Origin of the sequence: Oleiagrimonas citrea (assembly GCF_012395255.1) — a bacterium.
GTDB classification, from domain to species: Bacteria; Pseudomonadota; Gammaproteobacteria; order Xanthomonadales; family Rhodanobacteraceae; genus Oleiagrimonas; species Oleiagrimonas citrea.
On sequence record NZ_JAAZQD010000004.1, the window covers coordinates 337757 to 357184 of the forward strand.

Consider the following 19428-nt stretch of genomic DNA (forward strand, 5'->3'; position numbering starts at 1 on the left):
TAAGTGAACCCGGTACCCCGCTCCGGTCGCGGCCGCCTGCGTTGCCTGCACGGGATCGACCGGGTCGGGTAGGATGAACCGGATCACGCAATCAGTACGCACGCATGCAGCAGAACACGCCGAGTGAAGCCCCGTTCAGGTGGCCGATACGAGTCTATTGGGAAGATACGGACGCGGGCGGCGTGGTGTACCACGCCGGCTACCTGCGGTTTCTCGAACGCGCACGCAGCGAGTGGTTGCGTGCGCGGGGGGTCGACCAGCAGCGTCTGCGCGATGCGACCGGCATCGGTTTCGTGGTGCGCGACATGCAGATCGGCTTCGTGTCGCCGGCGCGACTGGACGATGAACTAAGCGCGTCGGTGGAGATCGAACGTTTGCGCCCGGCCAGCATGGCCTTCGCGCAGGCGATTCACCGCCAGGACGGCAAACTGCTGGTGCGCGCCACGGTGCGCGCGGCCTGCGTGAACCTGGGCGACATGCGTCCGTGCCCCATTCCCGAAGACCTCTTGGCAAGGATTTCCTGACCGATGAACGGCGATCTCAACATCCTCGACCTGGTTCTGCACGCCAGCTTGCCGGTAAAGCTGGTGCTGGGCGTGCTGCTGGTGTTCTCGTTCCTGTCCTGGGTCATCATCGTGCGCAAGTACACGCTGATGAATCAGGCCGTCAGCAACGCGGATGCGTTCGAGGAGCGCTTCTGGTCCGGCGTCGATCTGGCCGCGCTGTACCGTGAGGTCGGTGCCGAGGACGAACCCGGTCGCGGCCTGGTCAACGTGTTCGGCGCGGGCTTCCGCGAATTCGCGCGCCAGCGGCAGCGCAAGGGGCGCGATCCGCGCACCACGCTGGAGGCGTCCGAGCGCGCCATGCGCGTGGCCGGTACGCGCGAGATCGAGCGGCTGGAGCAGAACCTGGAATTCCTCGCCAACGTCGGCTCCATCAGCCCGTACGTCGGCTTGTTCGGCACGGTATGGGGCATCATGGTCGCGTTCCAGGGCCTGGCCAACGTGAAGGAGGCGACCATCGCCATGGTCGCGCCGGGCATTTCCGAGGCGCTGGTCGCCACCGCCATGGGCCTGTTCGCGGCCATTCCGGCGGTGTGGGCCTACAACCGCTACGCCAACCGGGTCGAGCGTATCGCCACGCGCTACGAGACATTCCAGGAGGAATTCTCCTCGATCCTGCAGCGCCAGACCCTGTCCGACGAGAGCGTCTGATCCCATGCGCCCCTCGATGCGACGCCACAAGCGCCACAAGCTCAAGGCCGAAATCAACGTCGTGCCCTACATCGACGTGATGCTGGTGCTGCTGATCATCTTCATGGTTACCGCACCGCTGCTGCATCTGGGCGTGGACATCAAGCTGCCGCAGGCCGCCGCCAAGTCGCTGCAGGACGAGAAGCAGCCGGTGCTGGTCAGCCTGGACAAGGACGGCAACATGTACCTGACCCTAGGTGCGGAGAAGCGTGAGCCGGTCGACGCGCAGACGCTGGTGACCAAGGTCAGCGCCTTCGTGCGCAACAATCCGAACGTTTCGGTCATGTTCGGCGGCGACGAACGGGTCGACTACGGCAAGATCATGCAGGCCATGGTGTTGCTGCAGCAGGCCGGCGTGCCCAACATCGGCCTGATGACGCAGCCGCCCGCTGCGCCGGATGCCCCGCATGGACGTCGCTGATCGACAGGCCACGGTCTGGGGCGTCGTTTTCGCGGCCCTGCTGCATCTGGGCATCGTGGCGTTCCTGCTGCTGGCGACGATTTCCTGCAACACCTGGGAACAGGCGATCAATAGCCTGGGTCTGCCCAAGTCGTGGAATCCGGTGACCTGCAGCCGGCCGATCCAGCTGGCCGGCCCGGTGATCCAGGCCACGTTGCTGGGGCCGACCGGCGCGCCGCTGCCGGCGCCGTCCAAGGCCAAGGCGCCCAAGCCGAAGATCACGCCGCCGAAGGCGGAGAAGCCGAAGGTCGACACGGACAAACCCAAGCCGGCCCCGGTCAAGACGCTGCCGCCGCCGCCGAAGAATCCGGATACCCGCGATCAGCAGAAGGTTGTGGCCAAGTCGACGGAGAAGGCCGAGCACGCTCAGCGCGCGCAGCGCGAGCGCGAGAAGCAGCGCATGTCCGAACTGGAGGCGCAGCAGCAGGCCGAGATCGACAAGCTGTTCAAGCAGATGGACGCCGCCGGCAAGCAGAGCCAGCAGGCTGATCGCCAGGCGCAGCGCATGGCCCAGCGCGACGATCTGAAGAAGCAGAAAGATACGTCCGATGCGCCGGCCAATACCCCGCAGGCCGACCAAGCGCAGTCCGGCACGGCGGGCCAGGACAGCGGCTTGCTCGGTCAGTACCAGGCCGCCATTCAGAATGCCGTCACACAGGCGTGGCTGCGACCCGATAACATCCCTGCGGGTACGACCTGCAAGATCGATATCGTGCAAATCATCGGCGGGCAGGTGATCAGCGCCAACGTGGAGCCGAGCTGTCCGTTCGACGCCACGGCCCGACGCTCGGTCGAAAATGCAGTGATGCGGGCTTCGCCTCTGCCGTATCACGGGTTCGAGAAAGTGTTCGCACGCCGACTCACGCTTCACTTCATGGTCAACGAATGATGCTCAAATTCCGTGTCACGCTCGCTCTTGCGTTCGCCCTGCTCGGCGCGCTGGTGTTCTCGCCGGCGCAGGCCCAGAGTCAGGGACTGAACATCAACATCGTCAACGGCACCAAGTCGGCGATTCCGATCACCGTAGTGCCGTTCGGCAACGAGACGGTCGGACCGCCGCCGACCACCAAGGTCAGTGATGTGGTGCAGATGGATCTGGCTCGCTCGGGCAAGTTCCGCACCCTGGACAAGAGCGATGTGGTGGAATTTCCCACACGCGGCAATGAGATCAAATTCCCGACATGGAGCCTGCTGAAGCAGGACTACATCGTCGTCGGCCACGTCAAGAATGCCGACAACGGTCAGTACCGGATCGGCTTCGAGCTGTGGAATGTCAACACCAAGAAACAGATGCTGCAGTCGACCTACACGGCGCCGGCCAGCAAGCTGCGCGACATCGCGCATCAGATCGCCGACCAGATCTACCAGAAGATCACCGGCGTGCGCGGCGCCTTCTACACCCGCATTGCCTATGTCACCGCGGTCGGCACCGGCAAGAACATCCGGTACTCGCTGATCGTCGCTGACTCGGACGGTTACAACCCGCAGGTCGTGGTTCGTTCGCGCGAATCGCTGCTGTCGCCGACCTGGTCGCCGGATGGCAACGAACTGGCCTACGTCTCGTTCGAGAGCGGCAATTCGGCCATCTACATCCAGAATCTGTCCACGGGCGCGCGGCGCCTGGTTTCGGCGCGCAAGGGCATCAACGGCGCGCCGGCCTTTTCGCCGGACGGGACCAAGCTGGCGGTCTCGCTGTCCTACGTCGGAAACCCCGAGATCTTCATCATCGATCTTGCCACCGGCAAAGCCAAGCGTCTGACCCACAACTACGGCATCGACACCGAGCCGGTCTGGGTGCCCAACAGCAACAACATCATCTTTACCTCCGATCGCTCGGGTAAACCGCAGCTATACGAGGTGAACGCGAACGGGGGAACCCCCACTCGCGTGACCTTCCAGGGCGATTACAATGCCGACGCTTCCGTGAGCTATGACGGCAAACAGATCGCCATGGTGCAGGGCAAAGGGAACGTGTATCGTATTGCGGTGATGGACCGCAGCCTCGGCGGACAGGAGCATTTCGTCTCTCCTGGGAATTTCGACGAGTCGCCGAGTTTCGCTCCCAACGGAAGTATGCTGCTGTATGCCGCGACCGAAGGACTACGCGGCGTGTTGTACTCGGTATCCGCTGACGGCAAGGTCAGGCAGCGGCTCGTGCTTTCCGATGGCGATGTGCGCGAGCCTTCCTGGGGGCCGTATCGGAAACCGTGAACACTCCAACAAGCCGGATCAACGGCGTGTAGTACAAAGACTGTCGGAAACCCAAGAGTAGAAAGGAAAAAGCCATGAACAAGAGCGTTCGCACTACCCTCGTCACGCTGTTGTGCGTTGTTGGCATGGCGGCGTGCAGCAAGAAGCAGGAGGTCAAGCCGACTCCGCCGCCGCCGCCGCCGCCGGAACAGCCGGCTCCGCCGCCGAAGCCGACCGGCTTCACCCCGGCCGATCTGGACACCAATGCCTGCCTGCGTCAGCGCGTGGTGTACTTCGATTTCGACAAGAGCGAAATCAAGCCGGAGTTCCAGGAGATCATGGCGTGCCACGCCAAGTATCTGCAGGATCGTCCGCAGGCGCACGTGCGTCTGGCCGGCAACACCGACGAGCGTGGTACCCGCGAGTACAACCTCGGCCTCGGCGAGCGTCGTGGCAACGCGGTGGCTGCCGCGCTGGAAGCCAACGGTGCTTCGGCGGATCAGATCACCGTGGTCAGCTACGGCGAAGAGCGTCCGACCTGCCGCGAGCACAACGAGGCGTGCTGGTCGAAGAACCGTCGTGTCGAGATCGAATACACGGCCAAGTGATGAAAGACCGATCGACACGTAACACACCTGTCGGTCACGGCAAGGCGGCTGCATCTGCAGCCGCCTTGCTGCTGCTGGCCGCCGGCATGCTTCCGGTACAGGCCCAGCGGCTGAGTCTGTCCGAGCGCGTCACGCGTCTGGAGCAGGCCCAGCAGAAACAGGATTCCGGACAGGGGGGCGGCACCGTGCTGGTCAATCAGGTCCAGGCGCTGCAGTCCCAGGTCCAGCAACTGCAGGGACAGGTCGAAGAGCTTCAGCACGAGATCCAGCAGCTGAAGCAGTCCGGCAAGGACCAGTACGTCGACCTCGATTCCCGGCTGCGCAAGCTCGAGGGCGGCGCTCCCGCGCAAGGTGCTTCCGCGTCGTCTCCGGCTTCTACCGCGAGTACCGCCGCGAAGGCTGGTGGCGTCCCCGCGACATCGGCCTCGACCACGGCTGCAGCGCAGGCGCGCGGTCCGGCTCCGGCCGGCAGTGCCAGTGCTCCGGCGAGTGCCGATCCACAAGCGGCGCAGGATGCCTACAACCAGGCGTTCACCGCCTTGCGTAACGGTCAGTTCGTGCAGTCCTCGCGCCAGTTCCGCCAGTTCATCCAGCAGTATCCGAACAGCGCACTCGCGCCCAACGCCTTCTACTGGCTGGGTGAGTCCTACTACACCGTGCAGAACTACGACATCGCGCTGCAGACCTTCCAGACGCTGCTGAAGCAGTATCCGGACAGCGAAAAGGCGCCCGGCGCGCTGTTGAAGATCGGCTACTGCCAGGATGCGCTGAAGCAGGAAGATGCCGCGCAGAAGACCCTGCAGGCGGTGATCCAGAAATACCCCGGCAGCTCCGTGGCCAATCTGGCGCAGCAGCGCCTGCACGATATTCAGCTGCAGCAAGCGAACTGACGTCCCATGAACGAGCAGGCGACCGGCACGACCGGGGTTTCCGCCAGCGGCGCCGAACGGCTGCGCGTGTGCGAGATCTTCCATTCCATCCAGGGCGAGGCCGACGCGGTCGGTTGGCCTACGGTGTTCGTGCGCCTGACCGGCTGTCCGCTGCGCTGCGTGTGGTGCGACACCGAGTATTCGTTCCAGGGCGGTGAGTGGCGCGACATTGATGATCTGGTTGCCGACGTCGGCGCTTTTGACACGCGCCACGTGTGTGTGACCGGCGGTGAACCGCTAGCGCAGAAGCGCTGCCTGTTGCTGTTGCAGCGTTTGTGTGAAGCCGGCCATGAAGTGTCGCTGGAAACCTCTGGCGCGCTGGACGTGTCCGGTGTCGATCCCCGCGTGCGCAAGGTGATGGACCTGAAGGCGCCGGGCTCCGGCGAAGCGGCGCGCAATCTGTGGTCGAATCTCGATCACCTGCAGGCGCACGATCAGATCAAGATCGTGATCGCCGATCGCGAGGACTACGAGTGGGCACGCGCCGCCGTGCGCGAACATGCGCTGGAACAGCGCTGCATGGTGCTGTTCTCGCCGGTGCACGGGAAACTCGCGCCGCGTCAGCTGGCGGAGTGGATCCTGGAAGATCGTCTTCCGGTACGTCTGCAGATGCAGATGCACAAGCAGCTGTGGGGCGACGCGCCGGGCCATTGAGCGATCCCCTCGGGCACGCGTAGTGCGCGGATGCACGATCGTGCGCAAACCGCGATAATGCCCGGTTCGATCTTCGCGGACAGTTCGATGACAGAGCAGACTTCCCCCCAACGCAATGCCGTGGTCCTGGTCTCAGGCGGCATGGATTCGGCCGTGGTGGCCGCCATGGCGCGGGCGCAGGGATTCGCGGTGCATGCACTCAGCGTCGCCTACGGTCAGCGGCACGATTCCGAGCTGCAAGCCGCCGCGCGCGTTTGCGCGATGGTGGGCGCAAGCGCGCACAAGGTCGTGGACGTGGATCTGCGTAGCATCGGCGGCTCCGCACTGACCGACGACATCGACGTGCCCGAGGAGGGCGGCGACGGGATTCCCGTGACCTATGTTCCGGCCCGCAACACGATCATGCTCTCGGTGGCGCTGGGTTGGGCCGAAGTCCTGAACGCGAGTGACATCTTCTGCGGCGTCAACGCCGTGGACTACTCCGGCTACCCGGATTGCCGACCGGCCTTCATCGAGAGTTTCCAGAACCTCGCCCAGGTCGCCACTCGCGCCGGGGTGGAGGGCACGCCGATGCGCATCCACGCACCGCTGATGTCGATGAGCAAGGCCGACATCGTGCGCGCCGGCGTCGAGCTGGGTGTGGACTTCGCGCAGACGGTCAGCTGCTATCAGGCCGATGCCGGCGGACGCGCCTGCGGGCACTGCGATGCCTGTCGCCTGCGTGCGCAGGGCTTCGCCGAAGCCGGGGTCGAGGACCCGACGCACTACCGTTGATCTGCGCGAACAGGTAGAATCGCCGGTTCCCGCGCGACGTCCGTCGCGTGCGGCGCGCAACGCGCAAGGCAAATGGGCCGTTAGCTCAGTTGGTAGAGCACCGGACTTTTAATCCGATGGTCGTGAGTTCGAGTCTCACACGGCCCACCATTTTGCTGCTGCTCGCTTAAGTTCATATCCCTGTTCGTGCCATGCATGTGCGCTTCGATCTGCCTGCTAGCGTAGGCTTCGGGTGTAGCATGAAAGGTGTGTCTGTATGCATGCCGTCGCTGGACCGACAAGGAGGGCATCGGAAATGAGACGTCTGCTAGCGTTCGCTACGGCTTTGCTGTTCAGTACGGCGGTGATCGCCGGTTCCACGATCCGTTTTGGTTCTCGCCTGATTTCGGTCGGTGATAGCGAAGGCATGGTGCTGCGCATTGCAGGCAAGCCCAGCAGTCGCGAGCCGGTCGAGAACCGTTTCGGCGCGCTGCGCGGTTATCGCCTGGAATACGATTTCGACAACAAGACCGTGTTTATCACCGTTATCCAGGGGCGGGTCAGCGATATCCAGGAAATCTATCGCTGAAGTCTCCACCCGAAGATGCCGAGAGGATCAGACGCATTCGCGCAGTGAGCGGTGCCCGGATCGTTGTGAGAGCGAGGCTGGCGCCCTGTTCGAACATGATTCGGTTGTGGGCGTGGTGAACGATGCGTCGCTCATGTCGTCTTCAATCAGGCGCTGATAGCGCCGAGCCAGCATGCGCGCATCGTGTTCCAGGTCGTGATCGCCGCAGCGGCGGCACTGCTCGGCGAGGCGTTGCCACATGTGGGCCTGCTGCCGGGCTCGGTCGCGTCGGGAGAGGGTGGACATGCCGGAAGTCCTTGGCGGGGGCGTTGCCGCGCAGTGTTCTCCACCCTGATTTCAGCTTGTTGCCGCTGGCATGACACTCCAGTGAAGCGGCCAGCCGCTGGGGGCTGCTGGATACTTTTCAGGCGTGCCCCAGCTGCTGCGAGGCGACAACGGCCTCCACGCGGTTGCGCACGTTGAGCGCGCGGAAGATCGCTGCCAGATGGATCTTGACGGTACCTTCGCTGATGCCGAGTTCGCGCGCGATGACCTTGTTCGGGCTTCCGCGCGACAGCAGACGGAGCACGTCCAGCTGGCGGTCGGTCAGCAGTTCGGCGAGCTGTTCTTCCTGGGATGCCTCCGAGGGGTCGCCGCTGTCGAAGCTAAAGCGTTCGCTGTCGTTGGAGGACTGGTTCAGCGCCATCGGCGGAATGTAGGTGCCGCCCGAGAGCACGAGGCGGATCGCCGACAGCATGACGTCGGGCGAATAGGCCTTCGGTATGAAACCGTGCGCACCGCTGTCGATGAGCTTGTTGATCAGGCCGCTGTCCTCGCAGCCGGACAGGATCAGCACGCGCATGCGCGGCTGTATCCGCAGCGCTTCGGTGATGTGCCGGCAATCGCGTGCGCCGGGCATGGACAGGTCGATGAGGGCGATGTCCGGTGGCGGCGATTCACGCAGAATCGCGTAGAGTTCGTCCACCGTCGTGGCGACGACAAACTCGTTGTCCGGACCGAGCTCGGACAGTTTGAGCCTGACGCCTTCGACCACGAGCCTGTGATCGTCTGCGATCAGTACGCGCATCACGGTTCTCCGTGTGACTGGCCTTGATTCTGCTCCACCGGGACGGGCACGGCAAGGTTCGTGGCCTATGTCATAGGAAATAGGCGGAGTGGTCGTTCAGTCGTCGGTCGAGATGGCGGCGGCCCGCGTGCGCGTGCGCAGCAGGGTGATGATGGCTTCGCGCAGCGGCTCGGACGCGACCGGCTTGAACAGGATCGGCACGCCGGACTTCAGCGCTGGCTGCAGGCGGCTGCGCTCGGTTTCACCGGTGACCAGCAAACGAGCGAACGGCGGGTTTCCGGGCTTGGCGCCGTAGTGCTCGGCCAGGGCATGCAGGGTCTCGACGCCGTTGCGGCCGGTGCCGAGATGCAGGTCGGAAATGACGATGTCGGGTACTTCGCTGCGACTGGCCTGTTCCAGCGCGCGGTCGCAGTCGGTCGCCATGCGCACCTTGCAGCCCCAGCTACGTAGCAGATCGTGCATGCCGGCGAGGATGGCCTGGTCGTCGTCGACGACCATGACGCGCACGTCCTTCAGTTCCAGGGAAGGATGCGTGCGTGGCAACGCGCGCGGCTTGTTGCGGATGGGGGAGGTCGTACGGCTCTTGCTACGCCCGCGACGCACCAGCAGCGTGAACAGCGTGCCGCGTCCGGGATGCGAGCGCAGTTCGACTTCGGTGCCCAGCAATTCCGCCAGGCGCTGTACCGTCGACAGACCCAGCCCGAGGCCGCGTTGACTGCCGGATTGGGCGGGTACGTCGCGGTGCTCCTCATGTCCCGAATCGACCCGGTAGAACTCCTCGAAGATATGCGCCTGATGCTCCTCGGGGATACCGATGCCGGTGTCGCGAACGTCGATGCGGATACGATCGCCGCGCAGGCGTGCGCCTACCAGCACGCCGCCTTCGCGGGTGTAGCGCAGCGCGTTGCTGACCAGATTGTTGAGAATGCGCGCGAGCATGGTGCGGTCGCTGTGCACCCACACCGGTGTGGGGCGCGTGATCAGTCGCAGTTCCTGCTTTTCGGCCTGGATGCGGAAATTCCGGCTGACCTCCTGGAACAGTTCGTCGAGCGGGAAGTCACGCAGTTCCGGTTGCATCGCGCCGGCCTCCAGGCGCGAGAGGTCGAGCAGTTCGCTGAACAGGCGATCCAGGGATTCGATGCACTGCTGTACGTGCGAGATGCGGTCCAGGCGTTCGGGTTGGGTCTCCTGTTCGGCTAGCGAGGAGGAGAACAGGGTCAGTGCGTACAGGGGTTGCCGAAGGTCATGGGTAGCGCTGGCCAGGAAACGGGCCTTGGCCTTGCTGGCCTGTTCCAGTGCATCGTTCTTGTGCGCCAGTTCCTGCGTGGCGTTCTCGATGCGTCGCTCCATGTCGCGGTGCAGGGTATGCAGACTGGCTGCGGCCTTGTTGAAACCGCGCTGCAGCTCGCCGATTTCGGAATCGTCCGTGACCTCGACGGAAAGCGCGTGGTCGAAGCGTCCGAGCCCGCCCATGGCCACGGACAGGCGTCGCAATGGCGCACTGATCCAGCGCGCCTGCTGCCAACTCAGGAGAATGGCCAGCAGGATCGCGATGCTTACCCACAGCAGGGTGTCGAGGATGTCGGTGTACTGCGTGAGCAGGGATGCCTCGGTGTCGATATGCACGACGAGCGTGCCGATCGATTTCCCGCCGGTGTCGCGCTGGGCGATGTCCTGACGCAGCTGGATCAGCGAGGCATTTTCCGGAACGGGATTCTGCGCGGCGGCGATGATGCGACCGGTTCCATCGAGGATGCGGACCTGATTGACGTGCGGAAGGCGGCCGATGGAGCGCGCTAGGCGACGCAGTTCAGGCAGATTCCGGTTGCGCAGAAGAGGGGCTGCATCGACTGCGGCCTGGGTCATGTAGGCGCTGGCCGTGCTGCGCGTGAGATCCTGCAGTGTGCCGATCTGGTGGCGCGTCAGAAGGATGGCCAGGAACATGGTCGAGACGACCGAAGGCACCAGTGCCACCAGGACGAGCCGCTGCACTAGTGAAGCGCGCCGCCACCATTTACTGAGTCGTGAAGGTGCACGATCAGACATGTTTGCCGCCCCCGTTGCGGTGGCGTGGTCGATGGTGGGATTGTAGCGCTTCGGCCTTCGGCTTCAATCCTGACCGGATTTCCGCTCTCCGTTGCGTGCTTGCCGTCTGCGGATGACGACCGGGAGCACGGCGAGCAGCGCCAGGGCGCCGAGTGGAAGCAGCATGTGCGGATCGAGGAACAAGCGCCAGCCCATGGCTTCACCCGCCGCAAGGTTGCGACCAAGGTCCGCACCGATGGCGGTTTCGAAGATCAGCATGATCGAACCGCCGACGAAGCTGCTGAGCAGGAACAGCCACATCGGGCAGCGCAGCCAGGCCAATCCGACGGTCACGGCGCCGAACGGGAACACCGGCACGAAACGTAGAAAGAACGTGTAGTTGACCGGATGCTGCGCGTATCCGTGGCGCAGCCGTTCGACCACTCGGGGGGCGGGCTTGCGGCCGCATCCGAAGGCGTAGCGGCTGGCCAGGAACAGCAGCAGCGAGCCGAGCAGCAGTCCGATCGAGGACAGCAGCGTGCCCTGGATTTCGCCGAAGACCAGACCGCCAGCGATGATGACCAGCAGACTCCCCGGTATGCCGGTGGACGTGACCAGAGTGAGCAGGCCGATGTAGGCCAGACGCGAAAGCCAGGGGTGCTGCTGTACGGCTTCCAGCAGTGCGGCATGCTCCTGCGCCAGGCGTCCCGGCGCCAGATAGCTGCCCATGCCTCCGGCCAGCAGCACGATGCCGGTAGTCAGCAGCAGCAGCAGAGGCAGCATGGCGCGCAGGCGTTTCACGGGGCGAGGGTCCGTTCGGTTCCGGGAGCGAAGTGTACGGACCCCCATCCTAACGAAACTCCAGCGCGACGCTCTGCCGCAGACACAGCGATTCGGACCGGCGATGCTTCACGCACGGCGCGCGAACACCGTGATTTCCTCGCGATCGTGGTACAGCTGCCGCGCGCGCAGGTCCAGCGTTCCGTCGACACGGTCGCGAAGGAGGTCCAGGCATAGCTGGACTTCTGCATAGCGTTTCTTCATCGGCAGCTTGAGATTGAAGATTGCCTGCCGGCACCAGCCCTGGCGCAGCCATTCGGCCATGCGCGCGGCGACGCGGCGCGGTTGCTCGACCATGTCGCAGACCAGCCAGTCGACGGGCTTCGGCGGCTGATAGCGGAAGCCGTCCGCGCGCAGGTGTTCGACCAGTCCCGACTCCATCAGGGCCGCGTCCATCGGGCCGTTGTCGATGGCCGTCACGTGGATCGAGCGACGCACGAGTTGCCAGGTCCAGCCGCCGGGCGCCGCGCCCAGGTCGACGCCGCGCATGCCCGGCTGCAGCCAGGCCTCGCGTTCGCGTTCGTCGAGCAGAACCAACAGGGCTTCTTCCAGCTTCAGGGTCGAGCGACTGGGTGCGCCGCGCGGAAAACGCAGTCGCGGGATGCCGCCCGGCCAGGGGGCGCTGGCGTGGATGTCGGTGGCGCAGACGAGCGCCTGGGTCGGAGAAAGCAGGGCCACATGCAGACGCCAGTGCGCGTCGCGGTCGATCGCGTGTTGGCGCTTGAGGCCCGCGATCAGTGCGCCGTTCAGCGCCCGGCACAGCGCGCTGAGTTCGCGCCCGGCATCGCTGTCGGCCGACTCGACCCAGGCGTCGCACCAGCGTCGTTCGTCCCCGGCGATGAGTGGCAGCAGGACGGACAGGCGGTCCTTGCGCGGCAGCTCCTCGATCCGGCCGATGCCGTGCATCAGCTGGCGGGCGAACACCGGCCGTTCGGCACCAGCAGCCTCGGCGATGCGCCCGGCGAGGTCGGAATCGAGCGCGACGAATTCGACGAAGCCTTCGCCGGGCTTGGCGCGCGCGTAGCCGCCACCGCCGAAGCGGGTGTCCAGCGCGCTCAGCTCCTGCGCGCATTCGGCCTCGAAGCCGGGACGGCACCAGGCCAGCAGGCGATGGCGCGCGTCGGCGCTCACCGGCCCTTGCGGGCCCAGGTGTCGCGCAGGCTCACGCTACGGTTGAAGACCGGGCGCTCCGGACGATGGTCGTGGCGGTCGGCGACGAAGTAGCCGGTGCGCTCGAACTGCCAGTGCGCTTCCGGCTCGGCCTCGGCCGCGGCGGGTTCGATGTAGCCCTGCACGACGCGCTTGGCTTCCGGATTGAGGTAATCCTTGAAGGTCTTGCCGTCGCGCTCGTCGCCCGGGTTCTCGGCATCGAACAGGCGGTCGTAGAGGCGAATCTCGGCTGCGACCGCGTGTGCGGCGCTGACCCAGTGGATGGTGCCCTTGACCTTGCGGTTCGTGTCGTTGCCGCCGGGCCGGGTTTCCGGGTCCAGCGTGCAGCGCAGTTCGGTCACTTCCCCTGCATCGTTCTTGACCACCTCGTTGCAGCGAATGATGCCGATGCCGCGCAGACGCACCTCGCCCTCGGGCAGCAGGCGCTTGAAGCCCTTGGGCGGCACCTCGGCGAAGTCGCCGCGTTCGATCCAGACCTCACGCGAGAACGGCAGCGCACGCGTGCCGAAGCTTTCGTCCTTCGGGTGGTTGGGGAACTCGATGGTTTCCTCGTGGCCTTCCGGCAGGTTGGTCAGCACCAGCTTCAGCGGATCGAGCACGGCCATGCGGCGTGGCGCGCGGGCGTCGAGCTCCTCGCGCACGCAGCCTTCGAGCACGCCGAAGTCGATGTTGCTGTTCTGCTTGCTGACGCCCATGCGTTCCCAGAAGGCGCGCATGGCGGCGGCGGGAAAGCCGCGGCGGCGCGCGCCGGACAGGGTCGGCATGCGCGGATCGTCCCAGCCGTCGACCAGGCCTTCCTGCACCAGTTGAGTGAGCTTGCGCTTGCTCATGATGGTGTAGGTGAGGTTGCCGCGGGCGAACTCGATCTGGCGCGGCTTGCTCGGTGCGGTCGGGATGCCGGCCTCGACCAGCGGCTGCCACAGGTCCGGGTGTCCGGCCAGGTCGACGTGGTCGACGAACCAGTCGTACAGCGGGCGGTGGTCCTCGAACTCCAGCGTGCAGAACGAGTGCGTGATGCCTTCCAGCGCGTCCGACAGGCAGTGTGCGAAGTCGTACATCGGGTAGATCGGCCAGGCGTCGCCGGTGTTCTGGTGGGTCTGCTTGCGGATGCGGTAGATGGCCGGGTCGCGCATGTTCATGTTGCCGGCGGTCATGTCGATCTTCGCACGCAGGGTCTTCTCGCCGTCGCCGAACTCACCCGCGCGCATGCGCCGGAACAGGTCCAGGTTCTCCTCGACGGAACGATCCCGGAACGGCGAATTGCGGCCCGGCTCGGTCAGCGTGCCGCGGTATTCGCGTACCTGCTCGGCGTTGAGATCGTCGACGTAGGCCTTGCCGTCCTGGATCAGCTTCTCGGCGGCGCGATAGAACACTTCGAAGTAGTCCGAGGCGTGGCGCAGTTCGGCCCACTCGAAGCCCAGCCAGTGCACGTCGTCCTGGATGCCCTGCACGTACTCGGGCAGCTCCTTGCCGGGATTGGTGTCATCCAGGCGCAGGTTGCAGCGGCCGCCGAACTCGGCGGCGATGCCGAAATCCAGGCAGATCGCCTTGGCGTGGCCGATATGCAGATGACCGTTCGGTTCCGGCGGAAAACGCGTGCGGATCGACGGCTGGCGACCGGACTCGATGTCCTCGCGCACGATCTGTCGGATGAAATGCTGTACGGGGGCGGTCTCGCTCGCCATCGGCGTTCACTCGTCGCAATGCTGCAAAGCTGCACAGTTTAGCGCAGGTCCGGTGCGCGCAGGCCAGTCATCGCGCGGTTCGCGCACAGTTGCAGTGCCTGCGCAGCGCGAGTAGCTTGGAGCCATGCGCACCATCTACCACGCCGAATCCATGATCGACGCGCATCTGGTCAAGGACGCGCTCGAGCATGAGGAGATTCCCGCCTTCATCGCCGGCGAGCACTTGATCGGCGGTGTCGGCCAGCTGCCCGCGCGCGATTTCATCACCGTGGCCGTGCCCGATTCCTGCATCGAGCGGGCCGCACCGATCGTCAAGCGCATCGAGGCGCAGCTCAGCGAAGCGCGTCGCAGCGCCGCCGAGGACCCGGGCTGGGGCGACTCGACGCTGCCGGCCGGCACCTGATGCGCCGCCGCTCTGGCATCATGCGGGTCCGTTCCGCCGGACCCGATTGACGATGCACGCACTGAACGCGCTGATCCGCGACATTCCCGATTTTCCCAAGCCGGGTATCGTCTTCAAGGACATCACGCCCCTGCTGGCCGATGCCGCCGGCATGACGCAGTGCATCGAGGCGCTGGCCGAGCCCTGGCGCGGTAAGCGCGTGCAGGCCGTGTGCGGCATCGAGGCGCGCGGCTTCATCTTCGGCGCGGCGCTGGCACAGGCGCTGGGTGCGGGCTTCGTGCCGGTGCGCAAGCCGGGCAAGCTGCCGGCCGACACCGTGGGCGTCGACTACGCGCTGGAATACGGCAGCGACCGGCTCGAAGTGCATCGCGACGCCGTGCGTCCGGGCGAACGCGTGCTGCTGGTCGACGATGTGCTGGCCACCGGCGGCACGCTGGAAGCGAGTGCCGAGCTGATGCGCTCGCTGGGCGCGGAGCTGTGCGGCGCGTCGGTCGTGATCGAGCTGGCGATGTTGCAGGGGCGGGAGCGCTGGGCGTCCGACGCCCCGCTGCACAGCCTGCTGCGCTACGACTGAACGCAGCGAGACGCTTCGCCCGTTCAGTCGAGGTCGGCGCCGAGCGCCGCGTGCTGGTTGGCGTCGAGTTGCACGCGAACCGGATAGTGGTCATGCGTGCAGCTCAGGAACACGGGCGCACCGTCCTTCCATGCCGCGCGCATGGCGTCGTCGAGTTCGAAACGCATGAAATGCACGGCCGAGGTCTTGTCTTCGTTGCTGCGCTCCAGGTCCTCGTCGGCGATGGCCTTGACCGGCGGCAGCTCGCCGACCTGCAGCGCGATGTCGTGCTCGACGTTGCGCAGCTTCGCCAGTTCGCGCTTGCGCACTTCGGGGTCGGAATACTCGATCAGCATCGTCGCTTTCAGATTGCCGCCATCGGGGATCAGCGGGTTGTAGGCGCCGAGTTCGTCCTCGATGCCGGCGGCCTCGAAGATGCGCTCGACGCGCAGCATCTCCTGGATCTGGTACTGGATCGTCAGGCGATCCTCGAAGATCAGGGTCAGGTGCTCGCCCAGATGCACCTTGCGCGGCTTCTTGTGCGCGATCACGCGGGCGCGGAAATCGCTGCGCTCGGCGGCGTAGGTTTCCAGGGATAGCAGGTCGTTTCGGGTTAGTGGTTTCATGGTCGAAGCATGTGGTGTCGAAGGGGCAGCGGCGGCGTTCAAAGGCCGTAGGCCTTGCGCAGCAGGCTGATCGGATGTTCGTTGCCGGGCTTGTCGTCGAGCCCGTGGGCGATGTGCTCGCCGGCCATCGGGCAGTCGCTGGTGAAGTGCGCGGCCTCGGCCTGCTGCACGCGCTTCTCGACCGGGCGCGCGATCTTGCGCGAGATCGCATAGGTCTCGCGTTTCACGCCATAGGTGCCGTCGTGGCCGGAGCAGCGCTCGATGGTGACGACTTCGGTGTCCGGCACCAGTTGCAGGATGTCGCGGGTCTTGGGGCCGATCTTCTGCACGCGCTGATGGCAGGCGACCTGCCAGGCGACCTTCCCCAGCGGCTGCTTGAAGTCGGTGGCGAGCTTGTTGTCCTTGTGGCGCTCGGCCAGGTATTCGAACGGGTCGAAGAAATGGTCGCGCACCCGCGCCACGTCCTCGTCATCGGGGAACATCAGCGGCAGTTCCTGCTTGAACATCAGCACGCAGGAAGGCACCGCGGCGGTCAGGTCCCAGCCCTCGCGGATCATCTTCGCCAGCACCGGGATGTTCTCTTCCTTGTACTTGCGCACGGTGTCGAGATCGCCGAGCTCGAACTTCGGCATGCCGCAGCAGCTCTCGCGCTCGACCATGCGCACCGGCACGCGGTTGTGCTCGAGCACCTTGACCAGGTCCTCGACGGCCTCGGGCATGGAGTGATCGCAGTAGCAGGTCGCGAACACGGCGACCTTGCCACGGGTGCGACCGGCGGGCAGCGCCTCGCCATGGCCGTCCAGATGCTTCAGGCGCTGGCGCGCAGTGGGCGCGTGGTAGGTCGGCACGCGCGCGTCCCGGTGCACGCCGAGCGTCTTCTCCAGCAGCTTGCGCATGGGCTTGGAGCGGTTGGCGGCGTTGACGGTCTGCACCACCACGGGAATCGAGGCCAGCTTGCCGACGGTACGGGTGTTGGACAGCACCTTGGCCTTCATCGGTGCGCCGTCGCGGCGGAACTGCACGGCCTTGGCGCGCAGCATCAGGTGCGGGAAATCCACGTTCCATTCGTGCGGCGGCACGTACGGACACTTGGTCAGGTAGCACAGGTCACACAGGTAGCACTGCTCGGTGACCTTGGCGTAGTCGGCCTTGTCCACGCCGTCGACTTCCATGGTCTCGGATTCGTCGATGAGGTCGAACAGGGTCGGAAAGGCGTGGCACAGACTGACGCAGCGGCGGCAGCCATGGCAGATGTCGAAGACGCGTTCGAGTTCGGCGTCGAGCGCCTGCTGATCCCAGAATTCGTCGTTGAGCCAGTCCAGCGGGTGCCGGGTGGGTGCTTCCAGACTGCCTTCTCGGGACATGCGAATCTCCTCGGCCATGCAAGGGTGTGACGGTGCAACGGAATGCCGACGGGCGTCGGCGTATGCGGCGACATCGCGCGCGCCGCGGAATGGGCGCGCGCGATGTCGATGACGCGGTATTACTGCAGCTCGTCCAGCGCCTTCTGGAAGCGGTTGGCGTGCGAGCGCTCGGCCTTGGCCAGGGTCTCGAACCAGTCCGCGATCTCGTCGTGACCTTCCTCGCGGGCGTCCTTGGCCATGCCCGGGTACATGTCGGTGTACTCGTGGGTCTCGCCGGCGATGGCCGACTTCAGGTTGGCCTCGGTGCCGCCGAACGGCAGGCCGGTGGCCGGATCGCCCACTTCTTCCAGGTACTCCAGATGACCGTGCGCGTGGCCCGTCTCGCCTTCCGCGGTGGAGCGGAACACGGCGGACACGTCGTTGTAGCCCTCGACGTCGGCCTTGGATGCGAAATACAGGTAGCGGCGGTTGGCCATGGATTCGCCGGCGAACGCGTCCTTCAGATTCTGCTCGGTCTTGGAGCCTTTCAGATTGCTCATGATGTACCTCGTGGCTTCGGGCTGGGAGGTGGAAACATGGCGGCATGCTCGGCATGCCGCCCCTGCGGCCCAGCCTAGCGCGCGGCTGGGTCTTGATTGAAATTGATTGTTTCGATGAAGTTGATAGTTCTACGCTATCGTTTGTATTTGCGCTGATTACGCCGAACGAGCCAGATCACCAGCATGACGACCGCGGCCAGTACGACCAGCAGACCCGAGAAGAACCAGGTCGCGATGCGCATCAGACCGTGCATGTCGCTACCGGTGCCGATGTGCAGGGTGTTGATGCGGCGATGTCCTTCGGCGCCATCGATATGCAGAATCAAGACGTGCACGTGCTCGCCGCGACCGAATTGGTAGGTCAGCGTGGTCTGCCACGGATCGCTGTTCTGCTTGGTGACGTTCGCGCCGACGAGCTGGGGTTTCGGCGTTTCCGCGAGCAGGGCGGTGAGTGTGGCGAGCGTCTTGTCGGAGGGCGCGTTCTTGGCGTCGAAGTGCGCGCGCGCGGCGTCGGTGTGACCGGCGTGCAGGTCCTTGAACAGCGCATGCACCAGAGCGAGATCACCGTCGGGCGTGATGCGTTCGGCGAGTTTCTGCATCGAGCAGGCGCTGCATGCACCCAGGCACAGCGCGAGCAGAGCGAGTCGTGCGATGCGCGAAAGCTTCACGCCGATGCCTCCTTGGATGTGGGGCGTGACTGCAGCGCGGTGGCGTGCGCGTCCAGCAGTTCGGGCGGCAGCTTGCGGAAGACTTCGGCCAGGCGGCGCAGGAAACCGTCCATGGCCGAACTCTTGCGCCAGACCATGGCCACGCGGCGGTGCGGCGGATGACCGCCGAATTCGATCAGCCGCATGCTGCCCACACGCGCCACCGGCGGGTTGACCGCCAGTGTCGGCAGCAGGGTGACGCCGACGTTGGCGGCGACCATCTGCCGCAGCGTTTCCAGGCTGGTGGCGCGAAACCCCGTGCGCTCGCCGGCACCGGCCAGCTGGCAGACCTCCAGCGCCTGATCGCGCAGGCAGTGGCCGTCCTCGAGCAACAGCAGGCTTTCGTCGGCGAGATCGTCCAGGCGCAGGCGCTTGCGGTCGGCCAGCGGGTGACCTTCGGGCACGGCGAGCAGGAATGGTTCCTCGAACAGGAACTCGACGTGCAGGCTTTCCTCGTGGATGGGCAGCGCAAGGATGCCGGCGTCCAGCTTGCCCTCGCGCAGACGCTCGAGCACAACCTCGGTCTTTTCCTCGACCAGCAGCAATTCGAGCCGCGGGAAGGCCTCGCGCAGCATCGGCACGACATGCGGTAGCAGATACGGACCGAGCGTGGGGAAGATGCCCAGCCGCACCGTGCCGGATTCCGGGTCGCGCGTGCGCCGCGCGATGGCGCGGATCTGCTCGGCCTCGTTGAGCACGTCGCGGGCGCGGGCGGCGATTTCGCGACCGACGTCGGTGAGCAGCACCTTGCGCGGTGTGCGCTCGACCAGGGTCACACCCAGTTCGTCCTCGAGCTTGCGGATCTGGGTGGACAGGGTCGGCTGGCTGACGAAGCAGGCCTCGGCGGCGCGGCCGAAATGGCAGTGCTCGGCCAGGGCGACCAGGTAATGCAGGTCTCGCAGGTTCATCGGGTGCCCCGCTGCATTTCAATAGCCTATTGCTATGAATCCGATGTTAACAATCAATTTGAAGAATGCAAGTGCGCGCCCTATTCTTGTCCGTGACGACGCTTGC

General features: G+C 65.3%; 23 protein-coding genes and 1 tRNA gene. 13 read left to right on the plus strand and 11 right to left on the minus strand.

The genetic code is table 11. The features are described 5' to 3' along the window. The first annotated feature begins 104 nt into the window (after positions 1 to 104). From ybgC to HF690_RS11520, 11 genes are all read left to right on the plus strand, one after another. Positions 105 to 524 (plus strand): tol-pal system-associated acyl-CoA thioesterase, encoded by a 420-nt coding sequence (gene ybgC, locus HF690_RS11470; RefSeq protein ID WP_168609534.1) that lies wholly within the window; start codon positions 105 to 107, stop codon positions 522 to 524. A gap of 3 nt (positions 525 to 527) precedes the next feature. After that, positions 528 to 1214: a protein TolQ gene (gene tolQ, locus HF690_RS11475; protein WP_113063688.1), complete on the plus strand. Its 687-nt coding sequence runs from the start codon at positions 528 to 530 to the stop codon at positions 1212 to 1214. A 4-nt stretch (positions 1215 to 1218) separates the two neighbouring features. Beyond that, positions 1219 to 1674 (plus strand): protein TolR, encoded by a 456-nt coding sequence (tolR, locus tag HF690_RS11480; protein ID WP_113063687.1) that lies wholly within the window; start codon positions 1219 to 1221, stop codon positions 1672 to 1674. Beyond that, the gene (locus HF690_RS11485; protein WP_168609535.1) at positions 1661 to 2602 is read left to right on the plus strand and encodes a cell envelope integrity TolA family protein; all 942 of its coding nucleotides are present in this window, start codon (positions 1661 to 1663) and stop codon (positions 2600 to 2602) included. Before tolR ends, HF690_RS11485 begins: the two co-directional genes overlap by 14 nt. After that, positions 2602 to 3924, plus strand: coding sequence for a Tol-Pal system beta propeller repeat protein TolB (gene tolB / locus HF690_RS11490; RefSeq protein WP_113064009.1), 1323 nt, complete (start codon positions 2602 to 2604; stop codon positions 3922 to 3924). Before HF690_RS11485 ends, tolB begins: the two co-directional genes overlap by 1 nt. A 74-nt stretch (positions 3925 to 3998) precedes the next feature. Further along, the gene (gene pal, locus HF690_RS11495) at positions 3999 to 4511 is read left to right on the plus strand and encodes a peptidoglycan-associated lipoprotein Pal (protein ID WP_113063685.1); all 513 of its coding nucleotides are present in this window, start codon (positions 3999 to 4001) and stop codon (positions 4509 to 4511) included. Continuing rightward, entirely contained in the window at positions 4511 to 5401 is an 891-nt protein-coding gene (ybgF, locus tag HF690_RS11500; protein WP_193568473.1) for a tol-pal system protein YbgF, read from the plus strand. The genes pal and ybgF overlap by 1 nt, the downstream gene beginning before the upstream one ends. A 6-nt stretch (positions 5402 to 5407) precedes the next feature. Beyond that, positions 5408 to 6094, plus strand: a complete 687-nt coding sequence (gene queE, locus HF690_RS11505) for a 7-carboxy-7-deazaguanine synthase QueE (protein WP_168609536.1) — start codon at positions 5408 to 5410, stop codon at positions 6092 to 6094. Positions 6095 to 6181: 87 nt separating this feature from the next. Next, positions 6182 to 6868, plus strand: coding sequence for a 7-cyano-7-deazaguanine synthase QueC (gene queC, locus HF690_RS11510; protein ID WP_113064007.1), 687 nt, complete (start codon positions 6182 to 6184; stop codon positions 6866 to 6868). 74 nt (positions 6869 to 6942) lie between these two features. After that, positions 6943 to 7018: transfer RNA gene (locus HF690_RS11515), tRNA-Lys, on the plus strand. A gap of 145 nt (positions 7019 to 7163) precedes the next feature. Then, positions 7164 to 7436 carry a DUF2845 domain-containing protein gene (locus tag HF690_RS11520; protein WP_240151733.1) on the plus strand — a complete coding sequence of 91 codons (273 nt, stop codon included), beginning with the start codon at positions 7164 to 7166 and terminating at the stop codon, positions 7434 to 7436. A gap of 27 nt (positions 7437 to 7463) precedes the next feature. Here the strand turns inward: HF690_RS11520 and HF690_RS11525 are convergent, their stop codons facing one another. The 6 genes from HF690_RS11525 to HF690_RS11550 form a co-directional block, all read right to left on the minus strand. Then, a complete protein-coding gene (locus tag HF690_RS11525) occupies positions 7464 to 7721 on the minus strand; it encodes a hypothetical protein (protein WP_168609537.1) in 258 nt (85 codons plus the stop codon). 118 nt (positions 7722 to 7839) lie between these two features. Then, on the minus strand, positions 7840 to 8502 hold the full coding sequence (locus HF690_RS11530) for a LuxR C-terminal-related transcriptional regulator (protein ID WP_168609538.1): 663 nt from the start codon (positions 8500 to 8502) through the stop codon (positions 7840 to 7842). A 96-nt stretch (positions 8503 to 8598) separates the two neighbouring features. Beyond that, the gene (locus HF690_RS11535) at positions 8599 to 10494 is read right to left on the minus strand and encodes an ATP-binding response regulator (protein ID WP_338042911.1); all 1896 of its coding nucleotides are present in this window, start codon (positions 10492 to 10494) and stop codon (positions 8599 to 8601) included. A gap of 117 nt (positions 10495 to 10611) precedes the next feature. Further along, a complete protein-coding gene (locus tag HF690_RS11540; RefSeq protein ID WP_113063671.1) occupies positions 10612 to 11328 on the minus strand; it encodes a TVP38/TMEM64 family protein in 717 nt (238 codons plus the stop codon). Positions 11329 to 11436: 108 nt separating this feature from the next. Further along, on the minus strand, positions 11437 to 12498 hold the full coding sequence (gene rlmM, locus HF690_RS11545; RefSeq protein WP_168609540.1) for a 23S rRNA (cytidine(2498)-2'-O)-methyltransferase RlmM: 1062 nt from the start codon (positions 12496 to 12498) through the stop codon (positions 11437 to 11439). Next, complete coding sequence (locus HF690_RS11550; protein WP_168609541.1) at positions 12495 to 14222, minus strand: glutamine--tRNA ligase/YqeY domain fusion protein; 1728 nt, start codon at positions 14220 to 14222, stop codon at positions 12495 to 12497. Before HF690_RS11550 ends, rlmM begins: the two co-directional genes overlap by 4 nt. Before the next feature lie 124 nt (positions 14223 to 14346). Between HF690_RS11550 and HF690_RS11555 the strand changes: the two genes are divergently transcribed. Then, positions 14347 to 14625: a putative signal transducing protein gene (locus tag HF690_RS11555; protein WP_168609542.1), complete on the plus strand. Its 279-nt coding sequence runs from the start codon at positions 14347 to 14349 to the stop codon at positions 14623 to 14625. 52 nt (positions 14626 to 14677) lie between these two features. Then, positions 14678 to 15199, plus strand: coding sequence for an adenine phosphoribosyltransferase (locus HF690_RS11560; RefSeq protein WP_168609543.1), 522 nt, complete (start codon positions 14678 to 14680; stop codon positions 15197 to 15199). Between the two features lie 23 nt (positions 15200 to 15222). Here HF690_RS11560 and HF690_RS11565 read toward each other — a convergent pair whose 3' ends face one another. The 5 genes from HF690_RS11565 to oxyR form a co-directional block, all read right to left on the minus strand. Beyond that, positions 15223 to 15804 carry a DUF3501 family protein gene (locus HF690_RS11565; protein WP_168609544.1) on the minus strand — a complete coding sequence of 194 codons (582 nt, stop codon included), beginning with the start codon at positions 15802 to 15804 and terminating at the stop codon, positions 15223 to 15225. Between the two features lie 38 nt (positions 15805 to 15842). Then, positions 15843 to 17168, minus strand: a complete 1326-nt coding sequence (locus HF690_RS11570; protein ID WP_240151734.1) for a heterodisulfide reductase-related iron-sulfur binding cluster — start codon at positions 17166 to 17168, stop codon at positions 15843 to 15845. Positions 17169 to 17287: 119 nt separating this feature from the next. After that, on the minus strand, positions 17288 to 17707 hold the full coding sequence (locus HF690_RS11575) for a rubrerythrin family protein (RefSeq protein WP_043102137.1): 420 nt from the start codon (positions 17705 to 17707) through the stop codon (positions 17288 to 17290). Between the two features lie 134 nt (positions 17708 to 17841). Beyond that, the gene (locus HF690_RS11580) at positions 17842 to 18375 is read right to left on the minus strand and encodes a hypothetical protein (protein WP_168609546.1); all 534 of its coding nucleotides are present in this window, start codon (positions 18373 to 18375) and stop codon (positions 17842 to 17844) included. Next, entirely contained in the window at positions 18372 to 19322 is a 951-nt protein-coding gene (oxyR, locus tag HF690_RS11585) for a DNA-binding transcriptional regulator OxyR (protein ID WP_168609547.1), read from the minus strand. The genes HF690_RS11580 and oxyR overlap by 4 nt, the downstream gene beginning before the upstream one ends. Positions 19323 to 19428 lie beyond the last annotated feature (106 nt).

Coding starts and splice junctions, on each gene's coding strand:
- ybgC (WP_168609534.1), top strand. CDS start 105: ATGCAGCAGAACACGCCGAGTGAAGCCCCGTTCAGGTGGCCGATACGA.
- tolQ (WP_113063688.1), top strand. CDS start 528: ATGAACGGCGATCTCAACATCCTCGACCTGGTTCTGCACGCCAGCTTG.
- tolR (WP_113063687.1), top strand. CDS start 1,219: ATGCGCCCCTCGATGCGACGCCACAAGCGCCACAAGCTCAAGGCCGAA.
- HF690_RS11485 (WP_168609535.1), top strand. CDS start 1,661: ATGGACGTCGCTGATCGACAGGCCACGGTCTGGGGCGTCGTTTTCGCG.
- tolB (WP_113064009.1), top strand. CDS start 2,602: ATGCTCAAATTCCGTGTCACGCTCGCTCTTGCGTTCGCCCTGCTCGGC.
- pal (WP_113063685.1), top strand. CDS start 3,999: ATGAACAAGAGCGTTCGCACTACCCTCGTCACGCTGTTGTGCGTTGTT.
- ybgF (WP_193568473.1), top strand. CDS start 4,511: ATGAAAGACCGATCGACACGTAACACACCTGTCGGTCACGGCAAGGCG.
- queE (WP_168609536.1), top strand. CDS start 5,408: ATGAACGAGCAGGCGACCGGCACGACCGGGGTTTCCGCCAGCGGCGCC.
- queC (WP_113064007.1), top strand. CDS start 6,182: ATGACAGAGCAGACTTCCCCCCAACGCAATGCCGTGGTCCTGGTCTCA.
- HF690_RS11520 (WP_240151733.1), top strand. CDS start 7,164: ATGAGACGTCTGCTAGCGTTCGCTACGGCTTTGCTGTTCAGTACGGCG.
- HF690_RS11525 (WP_168609537.1), bottom strand. CDS start 7,721: ATGTCCACCCTCTCCCGACGCGACCGAGCCCGGCAGCAGGCCCACATG.
- HF690_RS11530 (WP_168609538.1), bottom strand. CDS start 8,502: ATGCGCGTACTGATCGCAGACGATCACAGGCTCGTGGTCGAAGGCGTC.
- HF690_RS11550 (WP_168609541.1), bottom strand. CDS start 14,222: ATGGCGAGCGAGACCGCCCCCGTACAGCATTTCATCCGACAGATCGTG.
- HF690_RS11555 (WP_168609542.1), top strand. CDS start 14,347: ATGCGCACCATCTACCACGCCGAATCCATGATCGACGCGCATCTGGTC.
- HF690_RS11560 (WP_168609543.1), top strand. CDS start 14,678: ATGCACGCACTGAACGCGCTGATCCGCGACATTCCCGATTTTCCCAAG.
- HF690_RS11565 (WP_168609544.1), bottom strand. CDS start 15,804: ATGAAACCACTAACCCGAAACGACCTGCTATCCCTGGAAACCTACGCC.
- HF690_RS11570 (WP_240151734.1), bottom strand. CDS start 17,168: ATGTCCCGAGAAGGCAGTCTGGAAGCACCCACCCGGCACCCGCTGGAC.
- HF690_RS11575 (WP_043102137.1), bottom strand. CDS start 17,707: ATGAGCAATCTGAAAGGCTCCAAGACCGAGCAGAATCTGAAGGACGCG.
- oxyR (WP_168609547.1), bottom strand. CDS start 19,322: ATGAACCTGCGAGACCTGCATTACCTGGTCGCCCTGGCCGAGCACTGC.